The following is a 23,252-nucleotide window of genomic DNA, read 5'->3' as shown; positions in this document are numbered from 1 at the left end:
GGCACGCTCAGGGCTGCGCCCGCATCAAGTCGGCCACATCGCGTCCGTCGACGCGAACACGCGCGCGAAGCGCGCCATTTTCGTCCGCCGCAACCGGGTCGATGCTGACCGTGCCACCGTCGAGCAGCCGCTGCAAACGCTGGGCGGAGTGTTCATGCGTCAAACCAGCGCTGGCCTCAGGCCCCAAACCCTCAACCACGATCTTGCGACCGTTGTGGAAGAAGGTCGAACCATCCACCGCATAAGCGCGAATCGGTGCGGAGCGCGCCTTCAGAGGCGAACCCTCGAGTGGCGTGCCGGAACTCTCCAGCGAACGCGCATTGATCGGGCTCTTGGTCACCAGCGTCTCGGCCGGCTCACCGCACGGCTTTTTGACCTTGACCGACTTGCCTTTGCGCTTGACCGTCTCGTAGCAGACTTTGGCTTTCGAACCAGTGGCTTTGCTCGATTTCGACTTGCTCGCGGTTGTTTTTCCGGCAGTCGATTTGGACGCCGTCGATTTCTTGCTTGAGGATTTCGCCGATGCACTGGTCGTCGGCTTCTTGGCGTGCGATTTGCTGGTGGTCGCGCTGGCTGCGTTCGGCAGACCGGCTGCGCACAGGATCACCAAGCCCAGCAGGCTTGAGGCAATCCGGAAACGGGGGGTACGGTTGGAGCTCACGCGTGACCTTGCCGGGCGCCGGGCCCGTTCTGGGTTGAGTCGAGTCCAGCATTCTACCGCAGCCCCGTTTTGCCCCTCGCCGCGCGACACATCCCGACACGCTTGAAGCCGACCCCGCTTTCGGCCATAGTCCGCGCCTTCCGTTTTTCTGCAGCACATCCCCATGCTTCCGCCTATTGAATCCCGCCTCGCCACCGAACTCGGCGCCCATCCGCGCCAAGTCGTCGCGGCCGTAGAACTGCTCGACGCCGGCGCCACCGTGCCCTTTATCGCCCGCTACCGTAAGGAAGTCACTGGCGGGCTCGATGACACACAGCTGCGCACGCTGGAAGAGCGCCTGGGCTACTTGCGCGAACTGGAAGACCGCCGCGCCGCGGTCATCGCCAGCATCGACGAACAAGGCAAGCTGACGCCTGCGCTGCGCGACGAGATTGAACACGCGGAAACCAAGCAGCGGCTGGAAGACCTCTACCTGCCTTACAAGCAGAAGCGCCGCACCAAGGCGCAGATTGCGCGCGAAGCAGGCATCGAACCCCTGGCCGACGCCCTGCTCGCAGACCCGACGCTGGTGCCGGAAACCGAGGCTGCGCGCTTCTTCAACGCCGAGGCCGGCTTCGCCGACACCAAGGCGGTGCTGGACGGCGCACGCCAGATCCTGATGGAGCGCTTCTCGGAAGACGCGAGCCTGGTCGGCAATCTGCGAGAGTACGTCGAAGCGCATGGCGTCGTCGTCTCCAACGTCGTCGAAGGCAAGGAGAACGACGGCGCGAAGTTCCGCGACTACTTCGACTACCGCGAGCCGCTCAAGGACATCCCCTCGCACCGTGCGCTGGCCCTCTTCCGCGGCCGCAACGAAGACATCCTGCGCGTGAAGCTGGTGCTCGACACCGACCCGCAGGACGGCACCCGCCTCGCCGAGCCCAACCCCTGCGAGCGGCGCATCATGAGCGCGGCCGGCATCCGCAACGAAGGCCGCGCGGCCGACCGCTGGCTGGTGGAAACCGCGCGCTGGGCCTGGAGCGTAAAGCTCTCGCTGCATATCGAGCTCGACTTGATGGGCGTGCTGCGCGAAAAGGCCGAGGAAGAAGCGATCCGCGTCTTCGCAAAGAACCTGAAGGACCTGCTGCTCGCAGCACCGGGCGGCCCGCGCGCCACGATGGGCCTCGACCCGGGCCTGCGCACCGGCGTGAAGGTCGCGGTAGTCGACGCCACCGGCAAGCTGCTCGACACCGCCACGATCTACCCGCACGAGCCGCGCCGCGATTGGGATGGCGCGCTGCATACGCTGGCCTTGCTGGCGAAGAAGCACAACGTGCAACTCATCGCGATCGGCAACGGCACTGCCAGCCGCGAGACCGACAAGCTCGCAGGCGATCTGGTCAAGCAACTGCCGGAACTGCACATGACGAAGATCGTCGTGTCTGAGGCCGGCGCATCGGTGTACTCGGCCTCGGAGCTGGCGGCCAAGGAATTCCCGCAACTCGACGTGAGCTTGCGCGGCGCCGTGTCGATCGCACGCCGCCTGCAGGATCCGCTCGCCGAACTGGTCAAGATCGATCCAAAATCGATCGGCGTCGGCCAGTACCAGCACGACGTCAACCAATCGCGCCTCGCCAAGTCGCTCGACGCGGTGGTGGAGGATTGTGTGAACGCCGTCGGTGTTGATGTGAACACCGCATCCGCCGCACTGCTGACGCGCATCTCCGGCCTCAACACGACCTTGGCGCAGAACATCGTCGCCCACCGAGACGCGCATGGCGCTTTCCGCAACCGCGCGTCGCTCAAGGCCGTGCCGCGACTAGGTGAAAAAACCTTCGAGCAGTGCGCCGGCTTCCTGCGCGTGATGAACGGCGACAACCCGCTCGATGCCTCGGCGGTACACCCGGAAGCCTATCCGGTGGTCGAGCGCATCCTCGCCGACGTGCAACGCAACGTGCGCGAGATCATGGGCGACGCGAGCTTCATCCGCTCGCTTCAGCCGGCGCGCTACACCGACGAGCGTTTCGGCCTGCCCACCGTGCAGGACATCCTGAAGGAACTCGACAAGCCGGGCCGCGACCCACGCCCGGAGTTCAAGACCGCCAGCTTCCGCGACGGCGTCGAAGATCTGAAGGATCTCGTTCCCGGCATGATGCTCGAAGGCGTCGTGACCAACGTCACCAACTTCGGCGCCTTCGTGGACATCGGCGTGCATCAGGACGGTCTGGTGCACGTCTCCGCGCTCTCGAACAAGTTCGTCAAGGACCCCGCGGAAGTCGTGAAGGCTGGGGACATCGTCAAGGTGAAGGTGCTGGAGGTCGATGTTGCGCGCAAGCGCATCGCGCTGACCATGCGGCTTGCAGACGAAGTCCATGCCGGCCGCAAGCCCGACAGTGGTGATCGCCGTAACACCACGCCGGCGCGCGCACCACGGCGCGACGACAAAACCGCGCCCGCCAACGCCTTCGCAAGCGCCTTTGCCAAGGCGCTGAAGCGCTGATCGGCACTGCGCACGCCAAGCCCCGCCGGGCGGTTCCCGCCGCCCGGCCTGCGTCACCTAAAATGAACGGGCCGACACGCCCGGAGCCACCCCATGCTGAGTTATCGCCATGCCTTCCACGCCGGCAACCACGCCGACGTGCTCAAGCATTTCGTCGAAGTCGAATTGCTGCGCTACCTGAACCAGAAAGAGAAAGCCTGGTGGTATATCGACACCCACGCCGGCGCGGGCGCTTACGAGCTGGATCGTGGCTATGCGGCGCAGAACGCCGAGTTCGAGAGTGGCATCGCGCGCATCATCGACGCACCCGATCTGCCGCCAGCCCTCGGCGCCTACATTGATCTGGTGCGCCGCTTCAATGGCCCGGGTGCGCTCAAGCACTACCCAGGCTCCCCATGGTTCGCCGCCGAACTGATGCGCGAGCAGGACCGCATGCGGCTCTTCGAACTGCATCCCGCCGACGCGGACCTGCTGGCCGAGAATTTCGAGCCCCTCGCCAAGCAGTTGATCGTCGATCGCGCGGACGGCTTCAAGGGGCTGAAGGCCTTCCTGCCGCCGCCGCCGCGCCGTGCCCTAGTCCTGATCGATCCGCCCTACGAGGTCAAGAGCGACTACCGCACCGTCGTCAGCACGCTGCAGGACGCCCTGCAACGCTTCGCCACCGGCACCTATGCGGTCTGGTATCCCCTGCTGCAACGGCCCGAATGCCACGAATTGCCACGGCAGCTCAAGGAACTACGCGCCAAGTCCTGGCTGCATGTCACGCTGTCGGTACATAAGCCCGCGCTGAGCGGGCTGGGCATGCATGGCAGCGGCCTCGTCGTGCTGAATCCGCCATGGACCTTGGCCGACACGCTGAAGCAAACGATGCCCTGGCTCGTCGGCAAACTGGCCCAGGACACCCACGCCCGCTATCAACTCGAAACCGGCTGCGCGGAATAGTCCGTACGAGATTCAGAACGACGACGTTCGCAGCGGGCGCCGAGCAGTTTGCGGCCGAGAAAAGCAAAACGCCCGGCAAGCCGGGCGTTTCTCATTGCGAGTCCGCAACAACTTACTCGGTCGGGCGGATGTTCGCTGCCTGCTTGCCCTTCGGGCCTTCGACGATGTCGAAAGTCACGCGTTGGTTTTCAGCCAGGGTGCGGAAACCCTTCGACTGAATTGCGGAGAAGTGGGCAAAGAGGTCGTCGCCACCACCATCGGGGGTGATGAAGCCGAAACCTTTGGAGTCATTGAACCACTTGACGATACCAGTTGCCATGTCGATGCGTCCTCGAATCGAAAAATAACTATTTTGTGGGGCTGGCGGCCCCGTTGGCACGGAATTCAGGGAGGCAAAGCCGACGAACATTCACCGTTTTGGGGACGGCTGGGTCACGCGCAATTCAAGAACCTGGAAATCCTGCTCGAATCATTATGGATGCACTACGGCCGAAACGGCAACTGTTTACGCCCGATCAGCGATAATTGCGTGATTTTCTTCCCGACCCTGCGCACTCACGTGATCACGATCTACGGCATCAAGAACTGCAACAGCATGAAGAAGGCGTTCGACTGGCTGGCCGCCAACCACGTCGATTACGCCTTTCACGACTACAAGAAATCCGGCATCGATGCAGCGACGCTGCAGGCGTGGGCCAATCAGGTCGGTTGGCAGAAGCTACTGAACACGCAGGGCCTGACCTGGCGCGGCCTCGACCCCTCCGACAAGAAAGACGTCGACGAAGCAAAGGCAATTGACTTGATGGTTGCAAAGCCAAGCCTGATCAAGCGCCCAGTTATCAGTGGCGGGCGAACCCTGCTGGTGGGCCTTGATGAAACCGCGTTCGCACAAGCCCTGAAGGATTGAAGATGGACCTTATCCAGCGCTTTCTATTCGAGGATCTCGACGTTCGCGGAGCCCTCGTTCAATTAGGGCCGGTGTGGCGCCAAATCCAGCGCAACCGTGACTACCCGCCTGCAGTTCGTTCATTGCTCGGCGAAATGGCCGCGGTCACGGCGATCATTGCCGGCAATCTCAAGACCCCTGGCCGGATCACCTTCCAGCTATCCGGCCACGGCGCGGTATCACTGTTGGTGATCGATTGCTCCGAAACACTCAACCTGCGCGGTTTCGCAAAGTCCGAAGGGCCTATCGTCGGCAATTCGATCAGCGAACTGCTGGGCGACGGCCGGCTTTTGCTTTCGCTTGATGTGGAAGGCATGCAACAGCCCTACCAAAGCTATGTGCCGCTCGAAGGCGAAACCATCGCGGCGGTATTCGAACACTATCTGCAGCAGTCGGAGCAGGCGCCCGCCGCCCTATTCCTCGCTGCCGACGGCGATAACGCGGCAGGCTTGTTCCTGCAGAAGCTTCCCGCGGCGGACGAGAAGGATGCCGATGGCTGGCGCCGCGTTCACGGCCTCGCCCAAACCGTCACGCCAGGCGAGTTGCTGTCGCTCGATGCGTCGGTATTGCTTCAGCGCCTCTTCCACGAAGAAACGCTGCGGGTGTTCGAACCCAAACCCGTTCGGCATGACTATCCGCCCGACCGGGAAAAAATCAGTGCGACGCTGCGCGCCCTCGGGCGGGAAGAGATCGAGAGCCTGCTCGCGGATCACGGCGAAGTGGTGGTCTCCGACGACCTGTCGAACCACGAATACCGCTTTAGCGCAGACGAGGCGAGGGCGCTCTTCGACACCCCGCCGCCGAACCTGCATTGACAGATTCAACAGACAGCAGCATTTCCGCCGGCGCAGGCCGGGGGCGATGGTAAACTTTGCGCAAAATTACCGGTACATGACAGGCATGCAGGCCAATCGCAGCAACGGCAAAACGATTGAATTCAAGGGCGGAACGCTCCAGGCCATGACGGCCGTGGTGCGGGATCCCAACGTGATGAAGCTCGCCGATGCCATGCACGCGATGCTGGGCGGCATGGGCGAATTCTTCGCCGGCGAGCCGACCGTCATCGATGTTTCCGGCACATCCTTGCCCGAACGCATGGACTGGGCCGGCGTGGCAAGCCTGCTGCGGCGTTACGGCCTTCAGCCGGTGGCGGTTCGCGGCGCGCCGGAGCAGCATGCAGATGGCGCCCGCAAGGCTGGGTTGGCAGTGCTGCCGCCCGATGCCGGCAAACCCTCGTCGGCCGCCAGCCGCGTTAGCACGCTCGATGCAGCCCCGCCCGAAGCACCTGCCCCTGCCGCACCGCCAAAGGCCGAATCGCCCACGGTGTCGGCCGGACGCACAATGGTGATTGACCGTCCGTTGCGCTCTGGCCAGCAGATCTATGCGCGCGGCGCTGATCTTGTGGTGATTGGCGGCGTGAGCAACGGTGCGGAGGTCATTGCCGACGGCAACATCCACTGTTACGGCCCGCTGCGGGGGCGTGCGATAGCTGGCGCGCAAGGGGACCATCAAGCGCGCATCTTCACGACTTCTCTCGGCGCCGAGCTCGTCTCGATCGCCGGGGTGTTCCGCACATTCGAGCGCGGCCTGCCCGAAGAGGTTGCTGGCCGTGCCGCACTGATCACATTGACCGGCGAGGGCGACAAGGCGCAGTTGCGTCTCGACCCGTTGCAGCTGAGCTGAGCAGCCCGCCGCATTACCATCCAGAAAAATGAATGACGTTGAATTGAAGGGGAGATCGTGAAAATCATCGTGGTGACTTCTGGCAAAGGTGGGGTTGGCAAGACCACCACCTCGGCCTCGGTGTCCTCCGGCCTGGCGCTGCGCGGCTTCAAGACGGCCGTGATCGACTTCGACGTCGGCCTGCGCAACCTCGACCTGATCATGGGCTGCGAACGCCGCGTGGTGTACGACCTGATCAATGTGGTCAACGGCGAAGCAAACCTGAATCAGGCGCTCATCAAGGACAAGCACTGCGAGAACCTCTACGTTCTTCCGGCTTCGCAGACTCGCGACAAGGATGCGCTGACTGAGGAAGGCGTCGAAAAGGTGCTGAAGGATCTTGAGCACCTCGGCTTCGACTATGCGGTTTGCGATTCGCCGGCCGGTATCGAGCATGGCGCAGTGATGTCGCTGACGTTTGCCGACGAAGCCTTGGTCGTCACCAACCCAGAAGTTTCATCGATCCGCGACTCCGATCGCATCCTCGGCATCCTGCAGAGCAAGAGCCGTCGCGCAAAAGAGGGGCGCGAGCCGGTCAAGGAACATCTGATCGTCACCCGCTACTCGCCCAAGCGCGTGGAAGAAGGTGAAATGCTCTCCTACAAGGACGTGCAGGAACTTCTGCGCGTGCCGCTGCTGGGCGTGATCCCTGAGTCGGAGGTCGTGCTGCAGGCATCGAACCAGGGCATCCCTTCGATCCACTTGAAAAACACCGATGTCGCCGAGGCCTACCAAGACGTCGTCGCACGCTTCCTCGGCGAGCAACGCGAACTGCGCTTCGTGGCCTACGAGAAGCCGGGCCTGCTCAAGCGTTTCTTCGGAGGTGCCTGAGATGTCGTGGCTGTCCGATCTCTTCGTCCAGAAGAAACCCCGGCCCGCTGACATCGCGCGCGAGCGCCTGACGGTCGTCATCGCCCGTCAGCGCTCGGATGAAAGCGCCTCGAGCCCGGACTTCCTGCCAGACCTGCAAAAAGACTTGATCGCGGTGATCTCGAAATACGTGACGGTGAATCCGAACGATATTTCCGTCCAGCTTGAGAAGCAGGACAACTACGAAGCGCTCAAGGTAAACATCGTGCTGCCCGAGCACGGCGCAGCGCGCTAAGCACAAGAAAAACGCCGCATTCGCGGCGTTTTCTATTTCGACCTAGTGTCGGTCAGCGCGCCAGGCGAACCAGCTTGCCGTCGATCACACCCACTGCGTCGCCCTTCTTGAGGCCGGGATCCCGCTCCTCGCGGACGACACCAACCGTTCCATCCTCCCAACGCACCACCACCTGGTACTCGGTCTTGGTGGTATCAGCGGTCGTTGCATCCTTGCTCCCCTTGCCGACCTGCGGGGCCACAACCAAGGGTCGATCCGACATGATGTCGGCGCTGGTGCGGTTCGCCTGGTTATCCATGGGCGATGCCGCCTTGCTCGTCGTCTTGACCGGGGTTACACGCTGAACCACACCACGACGCGTCGAATCGGCAGGCGCTGCCGCCGCATCAAGCTTGCGGAAGTCCTCCCGCGTCTGCGGCAGCTTCACATCCGCCGCTTGCGCGGCCACGGCGGCCGCGCAAAGCAGCGCAGCAACGATCAGTTTTCCAGCGACCACTTTCCGTCCTCTCCACGACATGCGCGCAGGCCGTTTGTCGCCTTCAGCGCGCGGTAGTAGGTCTTGATCTGTATATCGCGACAGGTTTTGCCTTGGCGCTTGAGCGTTCGAAGCGCCACCCCCTGCCCGCCTGAACGGGTCGATTCGGTCGCCCAGCTCACCGATTTGCCGTCGGGCGTGCTTTCAAGCAACTCGGTCAGCATGGCTTCGTGCTTCGCACGATCCTCACTGCTGAAATTCGCGATCGGTGTATCGCTTGCAAACTGCATGTTGAATGCGTGCGCAGACGATGAAGCGAACGCGGCGACGATCATTGCAACAAGAAACTGAATTCGACGGCGAACCATCACACCCTCCAGAACCGCTCTGCGCTTGACCTGCGGGATTCTACCGGAGCCCTGCGCCGGGTACGACCTAACCGTAGCGAACAGAACGCCCAAAAACAAAAAGGGAAGGCATCAAGCCTTCCCTTTTCTTACTACTGGAGCGGGAGACGAGTCTCGAACTCGCGACCTCAACCTTGGCAAGGTTGCGCTCTACCAACTGAGCTACTCCCGCAAATTTTCTGGAGGCGCGGGCCGGAGTCGAACCGACCTACACGGATTTGCAATCCGGTGCATAACCGCTTTGCTACCGCGCCGTGTGCGGATCAACCTGACGACCCGCAGCTCAACTAAAAGGGGAAAGCACCAGGCTTTCCCCCTGAATTGGGCTGGAGCGGGAGACGAGTCTCGAACTCGCGACCTCAACCTTGGCAAGGTTGCGCTCTACCAACTGAGCTACTCCCGCGTCGCAGAGAGATGCATTATAGCCTGAAATCTCTCAGCGTCAACTCTTTTCAACTTCCGATAACGCGACAGCGGCGCGCTTGAGGTAGTAACCCATTGACCACAGGGTCAAAACCGCCGCAACCCAGATCAGTACCGTGCCAGTTTGGCGCACATGAACACCGAGCAGCGTGCCGTCGTACAACAAGACCGGGATCGCAATCATCTGGGCGGTGGTCTTGAGCTTGCCGATGAAGGACACAGCGACACTGCGCGACGCCCCCACCTGCGCCATCCACTCACGCAGCGCCGAGATCGTAATCTCGCGACCGATGATGACAAAGGCGATCAGCGCATCAACGCGCCCAAGCTCGACCAGCATCACCAAGGCGGCGCCCACCATCAGTTTGTCAGCCACCGGATCCAGAAAAGCGCCAAATGCGGAGGTCTGGCCCAACTTGCGCGCCAGGTAGCCGTCGAACCAATCGGTCACGGCCGCCAGTACGAACATGACACAGGCCCAGAGATTCTTGTCAGCCAGCCCCAGCCAGCTCGCGGGCAGGTAGAAGACGCCGACAAACAACGGAATCAGGACAATTCGTGCCCAAGTAAGAGTGTTTGGGATATTTGGCTGCATGGATAAGGATCGTGTAGCGGCTCGATATCAGTCGCGTAGCGCATTGTAGATCGCTTCAGCGAGTTTTCGATTCACGCCCGCCACGCGGCACAAATCTTCGACCGTTGCGTTCTTGACGCCAGCAAGACCGCCGAAGGTTTCGATCAGCTTCTTGCGGCGAGTCGGCCCGATTCCGGGGATATCGTCCAGTCGCGATCCGATCCGGGTCTTGGCACGGCGAGCACGCATGCCCGTGATCGCAAAACGGTGCGCCTCATCACGGACGGTCTGGATCAAATGCAGGCCTGCATGTTCACCGCCAAGTACCAGCGGCTCTCGCCCATCGGCAAAGACGAGCTGCTCAAGGCCAGCTTTGCGTGCCTCGCCCTTGGCCACGCCGAGCATGGCAATGGATTCAAGCCCGAGCTCGACGAGCACCTCGTGCGCCACGCCAACCTGGCCCTTGCCACCGTCGATCAGGATCAGATCCGGACGAACGCCCTCACCCGCGGCAACCTTGCCATAGCGTCGCGTGAGTGCCTGTCGCATCGCACCGTAGTCATCACCTGGTTCAATACCGCTGATGTTGAAGCGACGGTACTCGGACTTCTTCATGCCGCCGCCTTCCCACACGACACACGATGCGACAGTTGCTTCACCCATGGTGTGGCTGATGTCGAAGCACTCGATGCGCTGTGGAGGGTCCTGCAGATCGAGCGCAGTACGCAACGCTTCCAACTGGTCCGTCACACGGCCGGACTCCCGCAGCCGCACCTCGATCGCCAGACGCGCATTCTGATCCGCCATGTCGGCCCACGCCTTCTCGGCCTCAAAGCGTGGTGCGACAACGCCCATCCGCAGATCCAGCGTCTCGTCGATCAGATGGCGAGCCTCGTCAAGCGGTGCGCCGACGAGCACAAGACGCGTCGGCGCCGGATGTTCCTGATAGTGCTGCTCAATGAAAGCCAGCAGGGCATCGGCTGCGCCGAGCCCCTCCCCTGCGAGCGGAAATTGCGGTCGGTCTCCGAGATGGCGGCCGCCCCGTACCATCGCGAGGTTCACACAGACCACGCCGGCTACCTCAACAGCCACCACGATATCGACGTCCTCGTCGCGCCCCGAGTCGACAAACTGTTTATGCAACACCGTCTGCAAGGCGCGGATCTGGTCGCGAAAGAACGCCGCCTCTTCGTAGGCGAAACGCTCGGCCGCCTGCTGCATCTGCACACCAAGCTGATCGACGATTTCGCCGTGACGCCCTTCGAGGAACAGCGTCGCCATGCGTACATCAAGCGCATAGTCCTCCGGTGAAACCAGATCGACGCACGGCGCGGTGCAGCGCTTGATCTGGTGGAGCAGGCACGGACGGGAGCGATTGGCGAACACGCTCTCTTCGCAGGTGCGCAGACGGAACATGCGCTGGATCAGCGCGACACTCTCGCGCGCTGCCCAGGAACTGGGGAACGGCCCAAAGTAACGGGAGCCCTTTGCAAAGGCACCACGGTAGTAGGCGATGCGGGGGAAGGCATCGCCGCTGAGCATGATGTAGGGATAGCTCTTGTCGTCGCGGAACAGGATGTTGTAGCGCGGCTTGAGCGATTTGATGAGATTGTTTTCGAGGATCAGCGCCTCGGTCTCGGAGCGCACGACCGTTGTATCGACGCGCTCGATCCGCGTCACCATCAGCGCGATACGCGGACTGGTGTGGTTCTTCTGGAAGTAACTCGATACACGCCGCTTGAGGTTCTTCGCCTTGCCGACGTAGAGCACCTCCTCGTCCACACCAATCATGCGGTAGACGCCGGGCGCGTCAGGCAGCGTCCGCAGAAATTCGCGTGCGTCGAAACTCACGTCAGACTTGCGACGAGGTCACTGACCGCGCGCTGCGCATCGACATAGCGAGCCTCGACCGCCAGTGCGAACGGATCGATCGCCATCGCGGGCCGCAAGGCGTCGATGCGTGCCGCACTGCGCGCGGACGCCTGAGGTTGCCACTTGGCGAGCAATGCGTCCGCCAGATCCGGCCGATTGCAGACGAGGACCATGTCGCAGCCCGCCGCGTGTGCGGCCGATGCGCGAGCAACAATATCGCCGGCCAGGGTCGCCCCTTCCATCGTCAGATCGTCCGAAAAAATCACGCCATCGAATCCGAGCCGCTCGCGCAAGATGGTCTGCAGCCAGTAGCGCGAGAACCCAGCCGGCTCCGGGTCGACCTGTTCATACACCACGTGGGCTGGCATCACGCCGGCCAATTGGCGACCCAGGCGATGACGGTAGGGCGCGATGTCCTGCTCCCATATGGCTTCGAAGCTGCGTTCGTCGCGAGGCATCGCGACATGCGAGTCCGCTTCGGCCCATCCGTGGCCGGGGAAGTGCTTGCCGACCGCCCCCATGCCGGCCTCGCGCAGGCCAGCGACAAGGGCCTGCGCGAGCGACGCGGCAACAGCCGGATCGCCTGAGAATGCGCGATCGCCGACCACCGCGCTGCGGCCGTAGTCAAGGTCGAGCACGGGGGTAAAACTCAGGTCGACGCCGTGGGCGCGCAACTCCGCGGCCAGCACGTAGCCGGTATGGCGCGCGAGCTCTAGGCCACGCACGTGATCAAGCGTCCAGGCCGCCCCCAGTGCACGCATCGGGGGCAAGCGGGTAAAGCCGCTCCGAAAGCGCTGGACACGACCGCCCTCGTGATCGACCGCGATGATCAAGGCCGGAGAGCGCAGCGCGTGGATTTCCTGGGTCAACGCCGTGAGTTGCTCGGGCGACTCGAAGTTGCGCGCGAAGAGGATCACGCCACCGACCAGCGGATGCTTGAGGCGTTCGCGCTCAGCTCCGGTCAGCGAATACGCGGCGACATCGCACATCACCGGGCCGAGAGGTATTTGCAGCGGACTCATTGCGCGCTTCCTAAAACTTGGACTTCGTCCGGGAGGGATTGGCCCCACAGCCACGGTCAAGCATGGCGCTCGATCAGCGCAAATGCGACGACGTTGTCCTTCTCGTCACTGATAGAAAGATGCGCCGCCCATGCTCGCGCGTGCATCGCTGCCTCTAGCACAGCATCAAAGACATAAACCGGCTTGCCGAGTTCGTCATGGCCGACTGCGATCGCATGCAGGGTGGCAGGTGCTCGCAAGCCGGTGCCGAAGGCTTTGGCAAAAGCCTCCTTCGCGGCAAAACGCTTGGCGAGAAAGCGAGCGCCGTCTCGTACCGAACGAAACTCCAGCAACTCTTGCGGCGCGAGGATGCGCTCGGCAAACGCCTCGCCGTGTCGATCGAGCGAGGCTCGAACCCGCGCGATCGACACGATGTCGGTCCCAATGCCGGCGATCATGAGGCGGAAAACTCAGCCGTAGAGATGGGGCGACGCGGCAGATTCGCGCATCAGACGCTTCATCTCACCGACCGCCTCGCGCAAGCCAACGAATACCGCACGGCTCACGATTGCGTGGCCGATGTGTAATTCACGAATCCCGGGCAGTGCGGCGACCGGCTGAACATTGAAATAGTTCAGCGCATGGCCGGCATTGAAGCGCATTCCATGACCGATGATGGCAGCGCCCGCGGCACGAATCTTCTCGATCTCAGCCAATACGGCCGGACTGCGCGCATCGCGGCCCTTCTTGTGGAAGGCCTCCGCGTACGGGCCTGTGTGGATCTCGCACACCCGCGCGCCAACTCGCGCGGCGGCTTCCACCTGCGCCAACTCAGCGTCGATGAAAACGCTGGACTGGATCCCGGCATCGGCGAGTCGAGCAATGCACTCGCGAATACGCGCCTCGTTGGCGACGATGTCGAGGCCACCCTCGGTGGTTACCTCTTGGCGCCCCTCGGGAACCAACATAGCCATCTCGGGCTTGAGCCGGCAGGCGATTGCGACCATTTCGTCGGTCGCGGCCATCTCAAGATTCAGCTTAATGTGAGTCAGTTCGCGCAAGCGGCGTACGTCCTCGTCCTGAATGTGACGACGGTCTTCGCGCAAATGCACCGTAATTCCGTCAGCGCCGCCCAGGTGAGCTTCCACCGCCCCCCATACCGGGTCCGGTTCATAGGTCCGGCGCGCTTGGCGCAGGGTGGCGATATGGTCAATGTTGACGCCGAGTTCGATCACAGTTCCTGCAACTCCATGAAAATTCGCCGCGATTCCAGCGCACGTGCGCCGACAAGGTGGGCGATAAGCCGCCGCATCAGGTTCTTTGCCTGTGCAAGGGTCTCGGGGTTCGACAAGTCTTCGCGGGCGAGATCCAACAGTACGCGCCCCGAGAGGGTCGCCTCATCGTGCTCCGGGTCGGTCGCCAGTACCGGCCCACGCTCGATTATAAAGAGGTAGTCGCACTCGGGCCGGACGGCGTCGCCGTGCTCGTCCGTATCGAAGGTGGGGGCATAGCCGAGCTCCTGCAGGAGCACCAGCTCAAAAGTCCGCAGCGCGACGTCCTGCGGCGCGTTCGCCGAGAGGCGCCGCAGCAGGCTCGCGTAGGCATCGAAGAGACGCGGATGCGCATCTTCGCGCGGCAGCAGGCGCACCAATAACTCGTTGGCGTAGTAGCCACACATGAGCGCGCTGCCGGCGAGCATCGGCTGGCCGCCTTGCCATTCCGCCGCGACCAGCGTTTTGAGTTCCCCGGCGCCGCTCCAGCCGATCTCCAGCGGCTGAAAGGCGAGCAGGACGCCACGCAGCGCAGCACGCGGACGCCGCGCGCCCTTGGCGACCATGGCCACACGGCCATGTTCACGGCAGAACATGTCAACAACGTAGCTGGTTTCTCGCCACGGATGGGTGTGCAGAACGAAGGCCGACTGCTGCTCGACGCGTTTGCTACTCATCAGGCGCAGTCAGTCCATCGGCGCGAAGTGTTATTCGATACCGAGACTCTTGAGCGCACGCTCATCATCCGCCCAACCGCCTTTGACCTTCACCCACACCTCAAGGTAGACGGGGCCGCCGAACAGTTTCTCCAAATCGACACGCGCCTCGGACGACACGCGTTTGAGCTTTTCACCACCGCGTCCAATGACCATGGCCTTGTGGCTCGGCCGATCGACGATGATGGCTGCAAAGATGCGACGCACCGGCCCGTCGATCTCGAACTTTTCGATTTCGACCGCCAAGCCATAAGGCAGCTCTTCGCCAAGCAGGCGGAAGAGCTTCTCCCGAATGAACTCAGCAGCGAGAAAGCGTTCGCTTCGATCGGTGATGTCGTCTGCGTCGAAAATCGCCGGCTGCTCTGGGAGCAGTGGCCCACATGCCTTCAACAGCTCGTCTGCGTTCGCACCAGTTTCAGCGGACAAAGGGACGACCGCGGCAAATTCTCGCTCTGCCGCGACGGTTGCGATGAATGGGAGCAACTGACGTTTATCCGCAATCCGGTCCACCTTGTTGATGACCAGTACCACGGGGATCTGCGACGGAAGCAGTTCCATTACTGCGCGATCAGCCGCAGTCAGCTTCCCGGCTTCGATAACGAACAGCACTACGTCCACATCGCCAAGTGCTTGCGTAACGCTGCGGTTCATCGCGCGATTGAGTGCGTTCGAATGCTGTTTCTGAAAGCCCGGCGTATCGACAAACACAAACTGGTGTGTATCGTTGGTCAGCACACCATTTACCCGATGCCGCGTCGTCTGCGCCTTGCGTGAGGTAATGCTGATCTTCTGGCCGATCAAATGGTTCAGCAGCGTCGACTTGCCAACGTTCGGCCGACCAACAATCGCGAGAAAACCCGTACGGAATCCGTTTGCGTCCGGCGCCTGAAGCTCTGTCATAGTTTCTCGATCCGATCCAGCGCTGCGCGCGCAGCCTGCTGTTCCGCCGCGCGACGACTCGCGCCACGGCCCTTTGTTTCTAGCATCAGGGCCGGGATCCGGCATGACACTTCAAATTCCTGCGCATGCGCTTCTCCGCGCACTTGCGCCATTTCGTAGTTCGGCAACGGGTGACGGCGTGCCTGCAGCCACTCCTGCAGCGCAGTCTTCGGGTCCTTGCCGGCAGTACGCGGGTCGATCGCAGCGATCGATTCAGCATACAAGCGATCAATAACACCGCTCGCCGCGTCAAATCCGGCATCAAGAAAGATTGCGCCAAACACGGCTTCAAGCGCGTCTGCGAGGATCGATGGACGCCGATGCCCACCACTGCGCAACTCACCTTCACCCAAGCGCAAAAGGTCTCCGAGCGACAAGCTCAGGGCATGCGCGTGAAGCGCATCCTGCTTGACCAACCCAGCCCGCAACCGGGACAAGGTGCCTTCATCAAGTTCCGGGAACCGATCGAACAGCGCGCGCGCAACGACGCAATTGAGAACCGAGTCACCGATGAACTCAAGCCGCTCGTTGTGGGGTGCACCAAAGCTTCGGTGCGTCAGCGCTTGGGCAAGCAGAGCAGAGTTCGAAAAGCTGTAACCAAGCACCAACAGCAGACGCTCGTGGCTCATTGGCTACTGGCTTGCTGCCGCCTCGGCGCTGCTTGAAGCGGAAAACTGAAACAATAACGATACATTCGCGACTAACGGAATTGACCTCTGCCAATCAACACTGATTTCCCAACGAGCACCGTTCTTTGCGATCACCAAATCCGCCCCCGACACGGAGCGAATATCATTAACGCTGGTCCTGCGATCAAAAAGCCCCCGAATGGCCTCTGGACTCGTCGCCTCCGCGCTCGTTGCCAGAACAGTCAGAGACTTTCGTATCTCAAAGTACTCGTTGTAGACCGGCACAGTCCTCATCGCCAAAACGATCGAACCAATAACCAACGCAGCCGCGATCATCGTACCAATCAAGGAGAGCCCTTCTTGATGTTTCCGCATCGATCACTCCGGACTATTAGTGAAAGGATCCAATTCGAGCCAAGTCGCCGAAATGGAACCAAATAAAGAAAGCCTTGCCACGCAGATTTGCGTCCGGCACAAAACCCCACACCCGAGAGTCGGAACTCTGGTCGCGGTTGTCGCCCATCATGAAATAGTGTCCAGCCGGCACGGTACACCGCACGCCTTCAACAGTATAGACACAGTTCTCACGCCCCGGATAAGGCAGGGTTTGACTCACGAACGGAGGCGCGTCCGCGTCGTTGAGCATCTGGTGTTCGACGCTGCCGATCTTTTCCACATAGCGATGCGAATACTGCAGACGGTCGGTATGCAGGTAGTCCTCGATTTGCTTGACGGCGATTTCTTCGCCGTTAACGCGCAAGCGCTTGTTGATGTATTCGATCTTGTCACCGGGGAGGCCGATTACCCGTTTGATGTAGTCCTGCGAAGGATTCTGCGGGTACCGGAAAACGACCACGTCGCCACGTTTTGGCGAACCCGAGTCGATGATCTTCTTGTCGATCACCGGCAGGCGAATGCCATAGGCGAATTTGTTGACAAGGATGAAGTCCCCAACCAGCAGCGTCGGGATCATCGAGCCAGACGGAATACGGAAGGGCTCAACGAGAAACGAACGCAGCAGAAAGATCGCAAGGAGGATCGGAAAGAAGCCGGCGCCCCACTCAACCCAGACCGGCTCCGGTGTGCCCTGCGGCCGCTTTTTGCGGAACACAAATCGGTCCGCGCACCACAAGGCGCCGGTCAAGACGGACAGCACGAACAGAATCAACGCAAAATCCACGACCTCTCCTGACTCTTCGGGGGTTATTTGTTGTCTTCGACGCGCAGCACGGCGAGGAACGCCTCCTGCGGAATCTCAACGTTACCGACCTGTTTCATGCGGCGCTTGCCCTCTTTTTGCTTCTCGAGGAGCTTTTTCTTTCGCGTGATATCGCCGCCGTAGCACTTGGCCAGCACGTTCTTGCGAAGCGCCTTGATCGTTTCGCGAGCGATGATGTGCGATCCGATTGCCGCCTGCACCGCGACATCGAACATCTGGCGCGGAATCAGCTCGCGCAGCTTGGCGGCCAGTTCACGACCACGGTACTGCGAATTAGCGCGGTGCACGATGACCGACAACGCATCGACCTTTTCGCTTGAGACCAGGATATCGAGCTTCACCACGTCAGCGGTTCGGTACTCCTTGAAGTCATAATCGAGCGACGCATAGCCGCGCGAGACGGACTTCAGCTTGTCGAAAAAGTCCATCACCACTTCAGCCATCGGCATGTCGTAAATCAACTTCACCTGACGGCCGTGGTAGTGCATATCGACCTGGTTACCGCGCTTCTGGTTACACAGTGTGATTACGGGCCCAAGATAATCCTGCGGCACGAAGATCGTTGCGGTGATGATCGGCTCGCGGATTTCTTCGATCTTCGAAATCTCCGGTAGCTTTGACGGGTTCTCGACCTTGATCACTTCACCACTGTTAAGCACGACCTCGTAAACCACGGTCGGCGCCGTGGTAATCAGGTCCATGTCGAATTCGCGCTCGAGGCGTTCCTGCACGATCTCCATGTGCAACAAGCCAAGGAATCCGCAGCGGAAGCCAAAACCCAGCGCCTGCGACACTTCCGGTTCGTACTGAAGCGATGCGTCGTTGAGCTTCAGCTTTTCCAGCGATTCGCGCAGTTGGTCATACTCGCTGGCTTCAACCGGATAAAGCCCGGCGAACACCTGCGGCTTGATCTCCTTGAAGCCGGCCAGCGCTTCGCTCGCCGGTTTGTTCGCGACCGTGATGGTGTCGCCCACCTTTGCGGAAGTCAGTTCCTTGATGCCCGCGATAACGAAGCCGACCTCTCCGGCCGACAGCTGATCCCGCGAGATTGACTTCGGCGTAAACACGCCCACCTGCTCGCACAGATGCTGCGCGCCGGTGCTCATGAAGAGGATCTTGTCCTTCGGACGCAGCACCCCATCGACAACCCGCACCAACATCACGACACCAACGTAGTTATCGAACCACGAGTCGATGATGAGTGCCTTGAGCGGCGCATCAACCTGCCCGCGCGGCGCGGGCACCTTGGCAATGATCGCCTCAAGAATCTCGTCAATGCCCATGCCGGTCTTGGCCGAACACGGAATCGCCTCAGTCGCGTCGATGCCGATCACATCTTCGACCTCTTGGCGCGCGGTGTCCGGGTCAGCCGAAGGCAGATCCATCTTGTTCAGAACCGGCACGACTTCAACACCCTGCTCAATCGCGGTGTAGCAGTTCGCAACGGTCTGCGCCTCGACGCCCTGGGACGCGTCAACGACCAGCAGCGCCCCCTCGCAGGCCGCCAGCGAGCGGCTGACTTCGTACGAGAAGTCCACATGCCCCGGGGTGTCGATCAGGTTCAGGTTATAGACTTGGCCGTCCTGCGCGCGGTAACTCAGCGCCGCAGTCTGTGCCTTGATCGTGATGCCGCGCTCACGCTCGATATCCATCGAATCGAGTACCTGCGCCTCCATCTCGCGATCGGAGAGGCCCCCGCAGCGCTGGATGAGCCGGTCGGCAAGGGTCGACTTGCCATGGTCGATGTGGGCGATGATCGAGAAGTTTCTGATGTGCTGCATGCCACGAAAAAAGGGTGCGTTGCCGCACCCTTCTCAGGAATCCATCGGGTTGGAGAACGCGCGAGTATAGCCGATCCACTCAGCCGCGTCGGTTTACGGCTGCTCGGGCACGCGCAGGCTTACGAAACTCTGGGTGTCACCGCGCTTGACCAGCAAGGACACGCTCTCACCCCGCTCCACCGTTGCCACGAATCGATTGAACTGCTCAACGTTTCGGAATTCGACCGGCAGGCCCTTGCGCGTCGCCGAAACAATCAGATCACCGCCCTGCAATTGCGCGCGGGCGGCGAGCCCCTTGGCATCCTTGATCGCAACGCCGCCGTCACTCTTGAAGTGACGCTTCTGTTCGGACGTCAACGGCCCGACGACAAGGCCCAGCCGATTCGCCCCAGCAGGCTCGACACGCTTGGACGGCGGCTTCTTCGGTGTCGGCGACTCCTCAGCGAACTCGTCGACAACCAACGCCACATCGCGAACCGCCCCTTTGCGCCAGACCTGCATCGAAGACCGGGCGCCAGGTCGAGTACCGCTGACAATGCGCGGCAGATCCGACGAACCGTTTACCGCCTTACCGTCGAACCTCAGAATCACGTCGCCGATCGCGACACCCGCTTTGTCCGCCGGCCCACCCTTTTCCACTTCGCTCACCAGCGCACCCTGCGGCGTCTTCAAAGCAAAGCTGTCGGCCACATCCTTGGTGACCTCCTGAATCACAACGCCGATGCGTCCTCTTGTTACCTTTCCGGACGTCCGCAGCTGGTTGTGCACATCCATCGCCACGTCAATCGGGATCGCAAACGAAAGGCCCATGAACCCGCCGGTCTCGCTGTAGATCTGCGAGTTGATACCGACGACCTCACCCCTCAGGTTGAACAGCGGGCCGCCAGAGTTACCCGGGTTGATTGCGACGTCGGTCTGAATGAAGGGCACCAGGGATTCATCCGGCAGCGAACGCCCCTTGGCACTGACGATACCGGCGGTAACGGTGTGGTCGAAGCCAAACGGCGAGCCGATTGCTACCACCCAATCGCCTACGCGTAGTTTGCCCGGATCCCCAATTGCAACCTTGGGCAAACCGGTCGCTTCGATCTTGATCACCGCCACATCGCTGCGACGATCCGCACCAATCAAACGGGCGCGAAATTCACGCTTGTCGGTCAGCCGCACCAGGATCTCGTCGGCATCCTCGACCACATGTGCATTGGTCAGGATGTAGCCGTCTGCCGAAACGATGAAGCCGGACCCCATCGAATCGCCCTCCTCGCCGTCGCGCGGAATCTGGGGGTGCTTCGGCATAAAACGGCGGAACCATTCCTGCATCGGGTCACGTGCATCAGACTTTGCACGCGGGCGAATCTGCTCGGAACTGACATTGACCACCGCAGCGGCGGAGCGATCGACCAAGTCCGCCAACTCAGGTAGGTCGCGCGCCTGCACGGCCGCCGCCCCAATGAGGACCAACAGCAAGGCGATATGACGCAGAACGTTCATGTACTTCTCTGGCAGCAACATCGCAGCCCCCATCAATGCGATATCGACGATTCGACCACGCGCACCGCAAGCCCGCCTGCCAGCCGTCGACGCGCAAGGAATGCAGCGCCAACGGAGCAAGCAGCCAAGCCCAACGCAGCACCAAGAACCGCGCCGATATCGCCTACATACTGTTCGCCGATCGCGCCACCCACAAGCAGGCCCAGCAATGGCAAACCGTAAGCCAGTGTAGCCGCCAGCAAGGGGGCTCGCGGTTCGACGGCAACCTCAACCTCGGCCCCGGGCGTGAGTGGGCGATCGGCCACTACGCTGTAGCTGCTGCAGCGCCCGCCAAAAAACTTCCCGAGCACGTCACTGCCGCAACCGCCGGTCTCCGAACACCGCCCGCACCCCCCGTCGCCGCCAACCTTTACCACGGCCGTGGCGCCTTCAACGCGCAACACGATTGCTTTACGGGTATTCATTTCTGCCGAATCTCAACCGATTCGGCCAGCCGCCGCACGGATTCCGGCGGCACTTCACCCAATGCAGTCACGAGGTACTGCGAACCAATCAAGCGTTTGAAAATTCGAGTCGGCCCGGCCGCACTCTCGCCGCCAACCGGGGCCTTTCGTCCGGAGGCTAGCGGCTCGACAAACACCGAGATCGTTGCCAAGCCATCCGAATACACAAGGTGGATCGCATCGGCACCGCCATCCTTAACCTGGCGGCGCACCGTGCTGATCGGGCGAAACCCGGGCAATAAGCCACGGCATGTTACGCCCGCCTCCTCGGGGGTTACCGCCACGCCGCGCGCGTTAACTTCCCGCCAACCACCGGCCGTTGCGGCATAACGCGAGCGCACCTTGTCACGCTCGATCAGGCCGCCGATCGTCACGTCGGAAAACGCAAACTGTTCGACCAGGGCGCCCGCGGCATCAAGCATGCGCGACTTCAGCATCAGCCCACTGCCCGGCTCCACCCAGAATGTATGGCCGTATCGAAATCCATCGCGCGGCTCGAGCACGATCTGCTGCGCTGGCAAACCTGCCACGCGATCGAGTGTTCCTAGGCGAAGGCTATAGTTGGCCATCAGCTGATCCGGCGAAACATGCGCCCACGCCGGAAAGCGACGCGGCATCGCATGGTCCGCGATGATCATCTTCTCCTGCGGGAGATAGAACCGCACCTCACCGTTACTCCGCACGATTTCGCGCGGAGCGCCGTCCAGCGTCTCTAGACGTTCGTACTCACCTGTCGCATCGGTAATGTGCGCAATGCGGGAGGTCTCGGTTGTCCGGCCGGATTGATAAACGAACGTGCCCGCGTAGTTGAGCGTCTGCGACGCCGCGCTCACTTTGGCAAGCCAGGCAATGGCGTCTTGCGGCGAACTGGCGTGCGCCAAGCCACCCAACAATAGCAGTAGGGCGCCAACCCAAGCCCTGCCGATCATTGAACCCCGTCCCCAACCTGCTCGGCAGCAGTACGCATGTAGTAGCCGACGCCAGGTACGGCTTGAGCACCCGCATAGCCGTGATGCGCAAGCAGGTAGGCACGATCTGCATCACCGGCAGACACTGCGTGCACCTGCCCCGCAGCGCGTGCCACGCGAGCTGGCTCTGCGGCCGGCTCGACACGCAAGCCGAGCCAGGCCACCACGGCAACGCCCGCAACTGTCGCTGCGATCGGCAAGAGGGTGTCGAGCGCAGATCGACGTTTGGCGACAGCCGCACCGGCGGCAGGAGCAAGAACGGTAGGTTCGGCTTCGAGCCGCTCCATGAACTTCGCGGTGAAGTCGCTGGATAATTCGGTTTCGCCGCGCAGCGCGTCGCCGATCAAGGCGTACTCACCCCAGCATTCACGCAACGCCGGATCCGTTTTCGTCCGCGACAAAATCGCCTGCACGCCCGTTGGCTCCAACTCGCCATCCAGCAGGGCGGAAATCTGCTGTTTCATGTCTCACTCACCATCGTTTTTCCGGACTTGTATCGAGCAAGGGGCGCAGGCGCTCGGCAATCGCCTCACGCGCCCTGAAAATGCGCGATCGCACGGTACCGATCGGACATCCCATCACCGTCGCAATCTCGTCGTAACTCAAGCCTTCAATCTCACGCAGCACGATCGCCGTGCGCAACTCCTCCGGCAACGCTTCCATCGCGACGTTCACCGTTTCACCAATCTGCTTGGTCGCAAGCAGGCGCTCCGGCGTGTCGTAGTCGCGCAGCAAATCACCGTCGTCGTAGTTCTCTGCCTCGTCGGCATCAATATCAGTCGAGGTCGGCGCACGCCGCCCCTGCGATACGAGGTAGTTCTTCGCCGTGTTGATGCCGATACGGTACAGCCACGTATAAAACGCACTGTCGCCACGGAACGAGGGCAGTGCGCGATATGCCTTGATGAAGGCCTCCTGCGCAACGTCCTCGACTTCCGCCGGATCGCGGATCATTCGAGACAGCAAACGGGCAAGCTTGCGCTGATACTTGGACACAAGCAGCCCGAAGGCATGCTTGTCGCCGCGTTGCGCACGCTCGACCAACTGCTGGTCTATCTGACGATCACTCATGGGACGGGGTATTTTCTGGATTGGTTCGCGCTCTGGGCGGCGCCGATCCAGTATACC

The 23,252-nt window shown here is 61.7% G+C and carries 27 protein-coding genes and 3 tRNA genes; 7 read left to right on the top strand and 23 right to left on the bottom strand.

Annotated elements, in window-relative coordinates; translation table 11 throughout:
* Positions 1–7: 7 nt before the first annotated feature.
* A complete protein-coding gene (locus HH302_RS02855; RefSeq protein WP_172197941.1) occupies positions 8–661 on the bottom strand; it encodes a hypothetical protein in 654 nt (217 codons plus the stop codon).
* 163 nt (positions 662–824) lie between these two features.
* Between HH302_RS02855 and HH302_RS02850 the strand changes: the two genes are divergently transcribed.
* Together HH302_RS02850 and HH302_RS02845 are read left to right on the top strand one after the other, a co-directional pair.
* Entirely contained in the window at positions 825–3,140 is a 2,316-nt protein-coding gene (locus tag HH302_RS02850; protein ID WP_172197938.1) for a Tex family protein, read from the top strand.
* A gap of 93 nt (positions 3,141–3,233) precedes the next feature.
* Positions 3,234–4,082 (top strand): 23S rRNA (adenine(2030)-N(6))-methyltransferase RlmJ, encoded by an 849-nt coding sequence (locus HH302_RS02845; RefSeq protein ID WP_172197935.1) that lies wholly within the window; start codon positions 3,234–3,236, stop codon positions 4,080–4,082.
* 112 nt (positions 4,083–4,194) lie between these two features.
* On the opposite strand, the gene HH302_RS02840 is transcribed toward HH302_RS02845, so the two are convergent.
* Positions 4,195–4,401, bottom strand: coding sequence for a cold-shock protein (locus HH302_RS02840; RefSeq protein ID WP_172197932.1), 207 nt, complete (start codon positions 4,399–4,401; stop codon positions 4,195–4,197).
* A 33-nt stretch (positions 4,402–4,434) separates the two neighbouring features.
* Between HH302_RS02840 and HH302_RS22680 the strand changes: the two genes are divergently transcribed.
* From HH302_RS22680 to minE, 5 genes are all read left to right on the top strand, one after another.
* Entirely contained in the window at positions 4,435–4,989 is a 555-nt protein-coding gene (locus tag HH302_RS22680; protein WP_371814553.1) for an ArsC family reductase, read from the top strand.
* 2 nt (positions 4,990–4,991) lie between these two features.
* Positions 4,992–5,843 (top strand): Hsp33 family molecular chaperone HslO, encoded by an 852-nt coding sequence (locus HH302_RS02830; RefSeq protein WP_172197929.1) that lies wholly within the window; start codon positions 4,992–4,994, stop codon positions 5,841–5,843.
* Positions 5,844–5,919: 76 nt separating this feature from the next.
* The gene (minC, locus tag HH302_RS02825; protein ID WP_371814552.1) at positions 5,920–6,711 is read left to right on the top strand and encodes a septum site-determining protein MinC; all 792 of its coding nucleotides are present in this window, start codon (positions 5,920–5,922) and stop codon (positions 6,709–6,711) included.
* A gap of 54 nt (positions 6,712–6,765) precedes the next feature.
* Positions 6,766–7,581: a septum site-determining protein MinD gene (minD, locus tag HH302_RS02820; RefSeq protein ID WP_172200651.1), complete on the top strand. Its 816-nt coding sequence runs from the start codon at positions 6,766–6,768 to the stop codon at positions 7,579–7,581.
* Position 7,582: 1 nt separating this feature from the next.
* Complete coding sequence (gene minE, locus HH302_RS02815; RefSeq protein WP_172197926.1) at positions 7,583–7,855, top strand: cell division topological specificity factor MinE; 273 nt, start codon at positions 7,583–7,585, stop codon at positions 7,853–7,855.
* A 52-nt stretch (positions 7,856–7,907) separates the two neighbouring features.
* Here the strand turns inward: minE and HH302_RS02810 are convergent, their stop codons facing one another.
* From HH302_RS02810 to rpoE, 21 genes are all read right to left on the bottom strand, one after another.
* Positions 7,908–8,351 carry a hypothetical protein gene (locus HH302_RS02810; RefSeq protein WP_172197923.1) on the bottom strand — a complete coding sequence of 148 codons (444 nt, stop codon included), beginning with the start codon at positions 8,349–8,351 and terminating at the stop codon, positions 7,908–7,910.
* Positions 8,333–8,698, bottom strand: a complete 366-nt coding sequence (locus HH302_RS02805) for a hypothetical protein (protein WP_172197920.1) — start codon at positions 8,696–8,698, stop codon at positions 8,333–8,335. The genes HH302_RS02810 and HH302_RS02805 overlap by 19 nt, the downstream gene beginning before the upstream one ends.
* A 135-nt stretch (positions 8,699–8,833) precedes the next feature.
* Positions 8,834–8,909: transfer RNA gene (locus tag HH302_RS02800), tRNA-Gly, on the bottom strand.
* Between the two features lie 8 nt (positions 8,910–8,917).
* Positions 8,918–8,991, bottom strand: a tRNA-Cys gene (locus HH302_RS02795).
* A 73-nt stretch (positions 8,992–9,064) separates the two neighbouring features.
* Positions 9,065–9,140 (bottom strand) — tRNA-Gly (locus HH302_RS02790).
* Positions 9,141–9,179: 39 nt separating this feature from the next.
* Positions 9,180–9,755 carry a CDP-diacylglycerol--glycerol-3-phosphate 3-phosphatidyltransferase gene (gene pgsA, locus HH302_RS02785; protein WP_172197917.1) on the bottom strand — a complete coding sequence of 192 codons (576 nt, stop codon included), beginning with the start codon at positions 9,753–9,755 and terminating at the stop codon, positions 9,180–9,182.
* Positions 9,756–9,782: 27 nt separating this feature from the next.
* Positions 9,783–11,525, bottom strand: a complete 1,743-nt coding sequence (uvrC, locus tag HH302_RS02780) for an excinuclease ABC subunit UvrC (RefSeq protein WP_216661799.1) — start codon at positions 11,523–11,525, stop codon at positions 9,783–9,785.
* 56 nt (positions 11,526–11,581) lie between these two features.
* On the bottom strand, positions 11,582–12,628 hold the full coding sequence (gene nagZ, locus HH302_RS02775; protein WP_253945979.1) for a beta-N-acetylhexosaminidase: 1,047 nt from the start codon (positions 12,626–12,628) through the stop codon (positions 11,582–11,584).
* Between the two features lie 56 nt (positions 12,629–12,684).
* Complete coding sequence (gene acpS / locus HH302_RS02770) at positions 12,685–13,065, bottom strand: holo-ACP synthase (RefSeq protein WP_172197911.1); 381 nt, start codon at positions 13,063–13,065, stop codon at positions 12,685–12,687.
* A gap of 12 nt (positions 13,066–13,077) precedes the next feature.
* Positions 13,078–13,842 carry a pyridoxine 5'-phosphate synthase gene (locus tag HH302_RS02765; RefSeq protein WP_172197908.1) on the bottom strand — a complete coding sequence of 255 codons (765 nt, stop codon included), beginning with the start codon at positions 13,840–13,842 and terminating at the stop codon, positions 13,078–13,080.
* On the bottom strand, positions 13,839–14,555 hold the full coding sequence (gene recO, locus HH302_RS02760; protein ID WP_172197905.1) for a DNA repair protein RecO: 717 nt from the start codon (positions 14,553–14,555) through the stop codon (positions 13,839–13,841). Before recO ends, HH302_RS02765 begins: the two co-directional genes overlap by 4 nt.
* A 30-nt stretch (positions 14,556–14,585) precedes the next feature.
* Positions 14,586–15,494 (bottom strand): GTPase Era, encoded by a 909-nt coding sequence (gene era, locus HH302_RS02755; protein WP_172197902.1) that lies wholly within the window; start codon positions 15,492–15,494, stop codon positions 14,586–14,588.
* The gene (rnc, locus tag HH302_RS02750; protein WP_172197899.1) at positions 15,491–16,162 is read right to left on the bottom strand and encodes a ribonuclease III; all 672 of its coding nucleotides are present in this window, start codon (positions 16,160–16,162) and stop codon (positions 15,491–15,493) included. Before rnc ends, era begins: the two co-directional genes overlap by 4 nt.
* Before the next feature lie 3 nt (positions 16,163–16,165).
* A complete protein-coding gene (locus HH302_RS02745; RefSeq protein WP_172197896.1) occupies positions 16,166–16,537 on the bottom strand; it encodes a DUF4845 domain-containing protein in 372 nt (123 codons plus the stop codon).
* A 16-nt stretch (positions 16,538–16,553) separates the two neighbouring features.
* Positions 16,554–17,342, bottom strand: coding sequence for a signal peptidase I (lepB, locus tag HH302_RS02740; protein ID WP_172197893.1), 789 nt, complete (start codon positions 17,340–17,342; stop codon positions 16,554–16,556).
* A 23-nt stretch (positions 17,343–17,365) separates the two neighbouring features.
* On the bottom strand, positions 17,366–19,162 hold the full coding sequence (gene lepA / locus HH302_RS02735; RefSeq protein ID WP_172197890.1) for a translation elongation factor 4: 1,797 nt from the start codon (positions 19,160–19,162) through the stop codon (positions 17,366–17,368).
* Between the two features lie 93 nt (positions 19,163–19,255).
* Positions 19,256–20,653, bottom strand: coding sequence for a DegQ family serine endoprotease (locus HH302_RS02730; protein ID WP_172197886.1), 1,398 nt, complete (start codon positions 20,651–20,653; stop codon positions 19,256–19,258).
* A 32-nt stretch (positions 20,654–20,685) separates the two neighbouring features.
* Complete coding sequence (locus HH302_RS02725) at positions 20,686–21,117, bottom strand: SoxR reducing system RseC family protein (protein ID WP_172197882.1); 432 nt, start codon at positions 21,115–21,117, stop codon at positions 20,686–20,688.
* A complete protein-coding gene (locus HH302_RS02720; protein WP_172197878.1) occupies positions 21,114–22,085 on the bottom strand; it encodes a MucB/RseB C-terminal domain-containing protein in 972 nt (323 codons plus the stop codon). Before HH302_RS02720 ends, HH302_RS02725 begins: the two co-directional genes overlap by 4 nt.
* Positions 22,082–22,588, bottom strand: a complete 507-nt coding sequence (locus HH302_RS02715; RefSeq protein WP_172197874.1) for a sigma-E factor negative regulatory protein — start codon at positions 22,586–22,588, stop codon at positions 22,082–22,084. The genes HH302_RS02720 and HH302_RS02715 overlap by 4 nt, the downstream gene beginning before the upstream one ends.
* A gap of 7 nt (positions 22,589–22,595) precedes the next feature.
* Positions 22,596–23,195: an RNA polymerase sigma factor RpoE gene (gene rpoE, locus HH302_RS02710; protein WP_172197871.1), complete on the bottom strand. Its 600-nt coding sequence runs from the start codon at positions 23,193–23,195 to the stop codon at positions 22,596–22,598.
* Positions 23,196–23,252: the final 57 nt, after the last annotated feature.

The sequence above is a fragment of the Niveibacterium sp. COAC-50 genome (assembly GCF_013184235.1).
GTDB classification, from domain to species: domain Bacteria; phylum Pseudomonadota; class Gammaproteobacteria; order Burkholderiales; family Rhodocyclaceae; genus Niveibacterium; species Niveibacterium microcysteis.
This window is presented reverse-complemented; position numbering and strand designations above follow the sequence as displayed.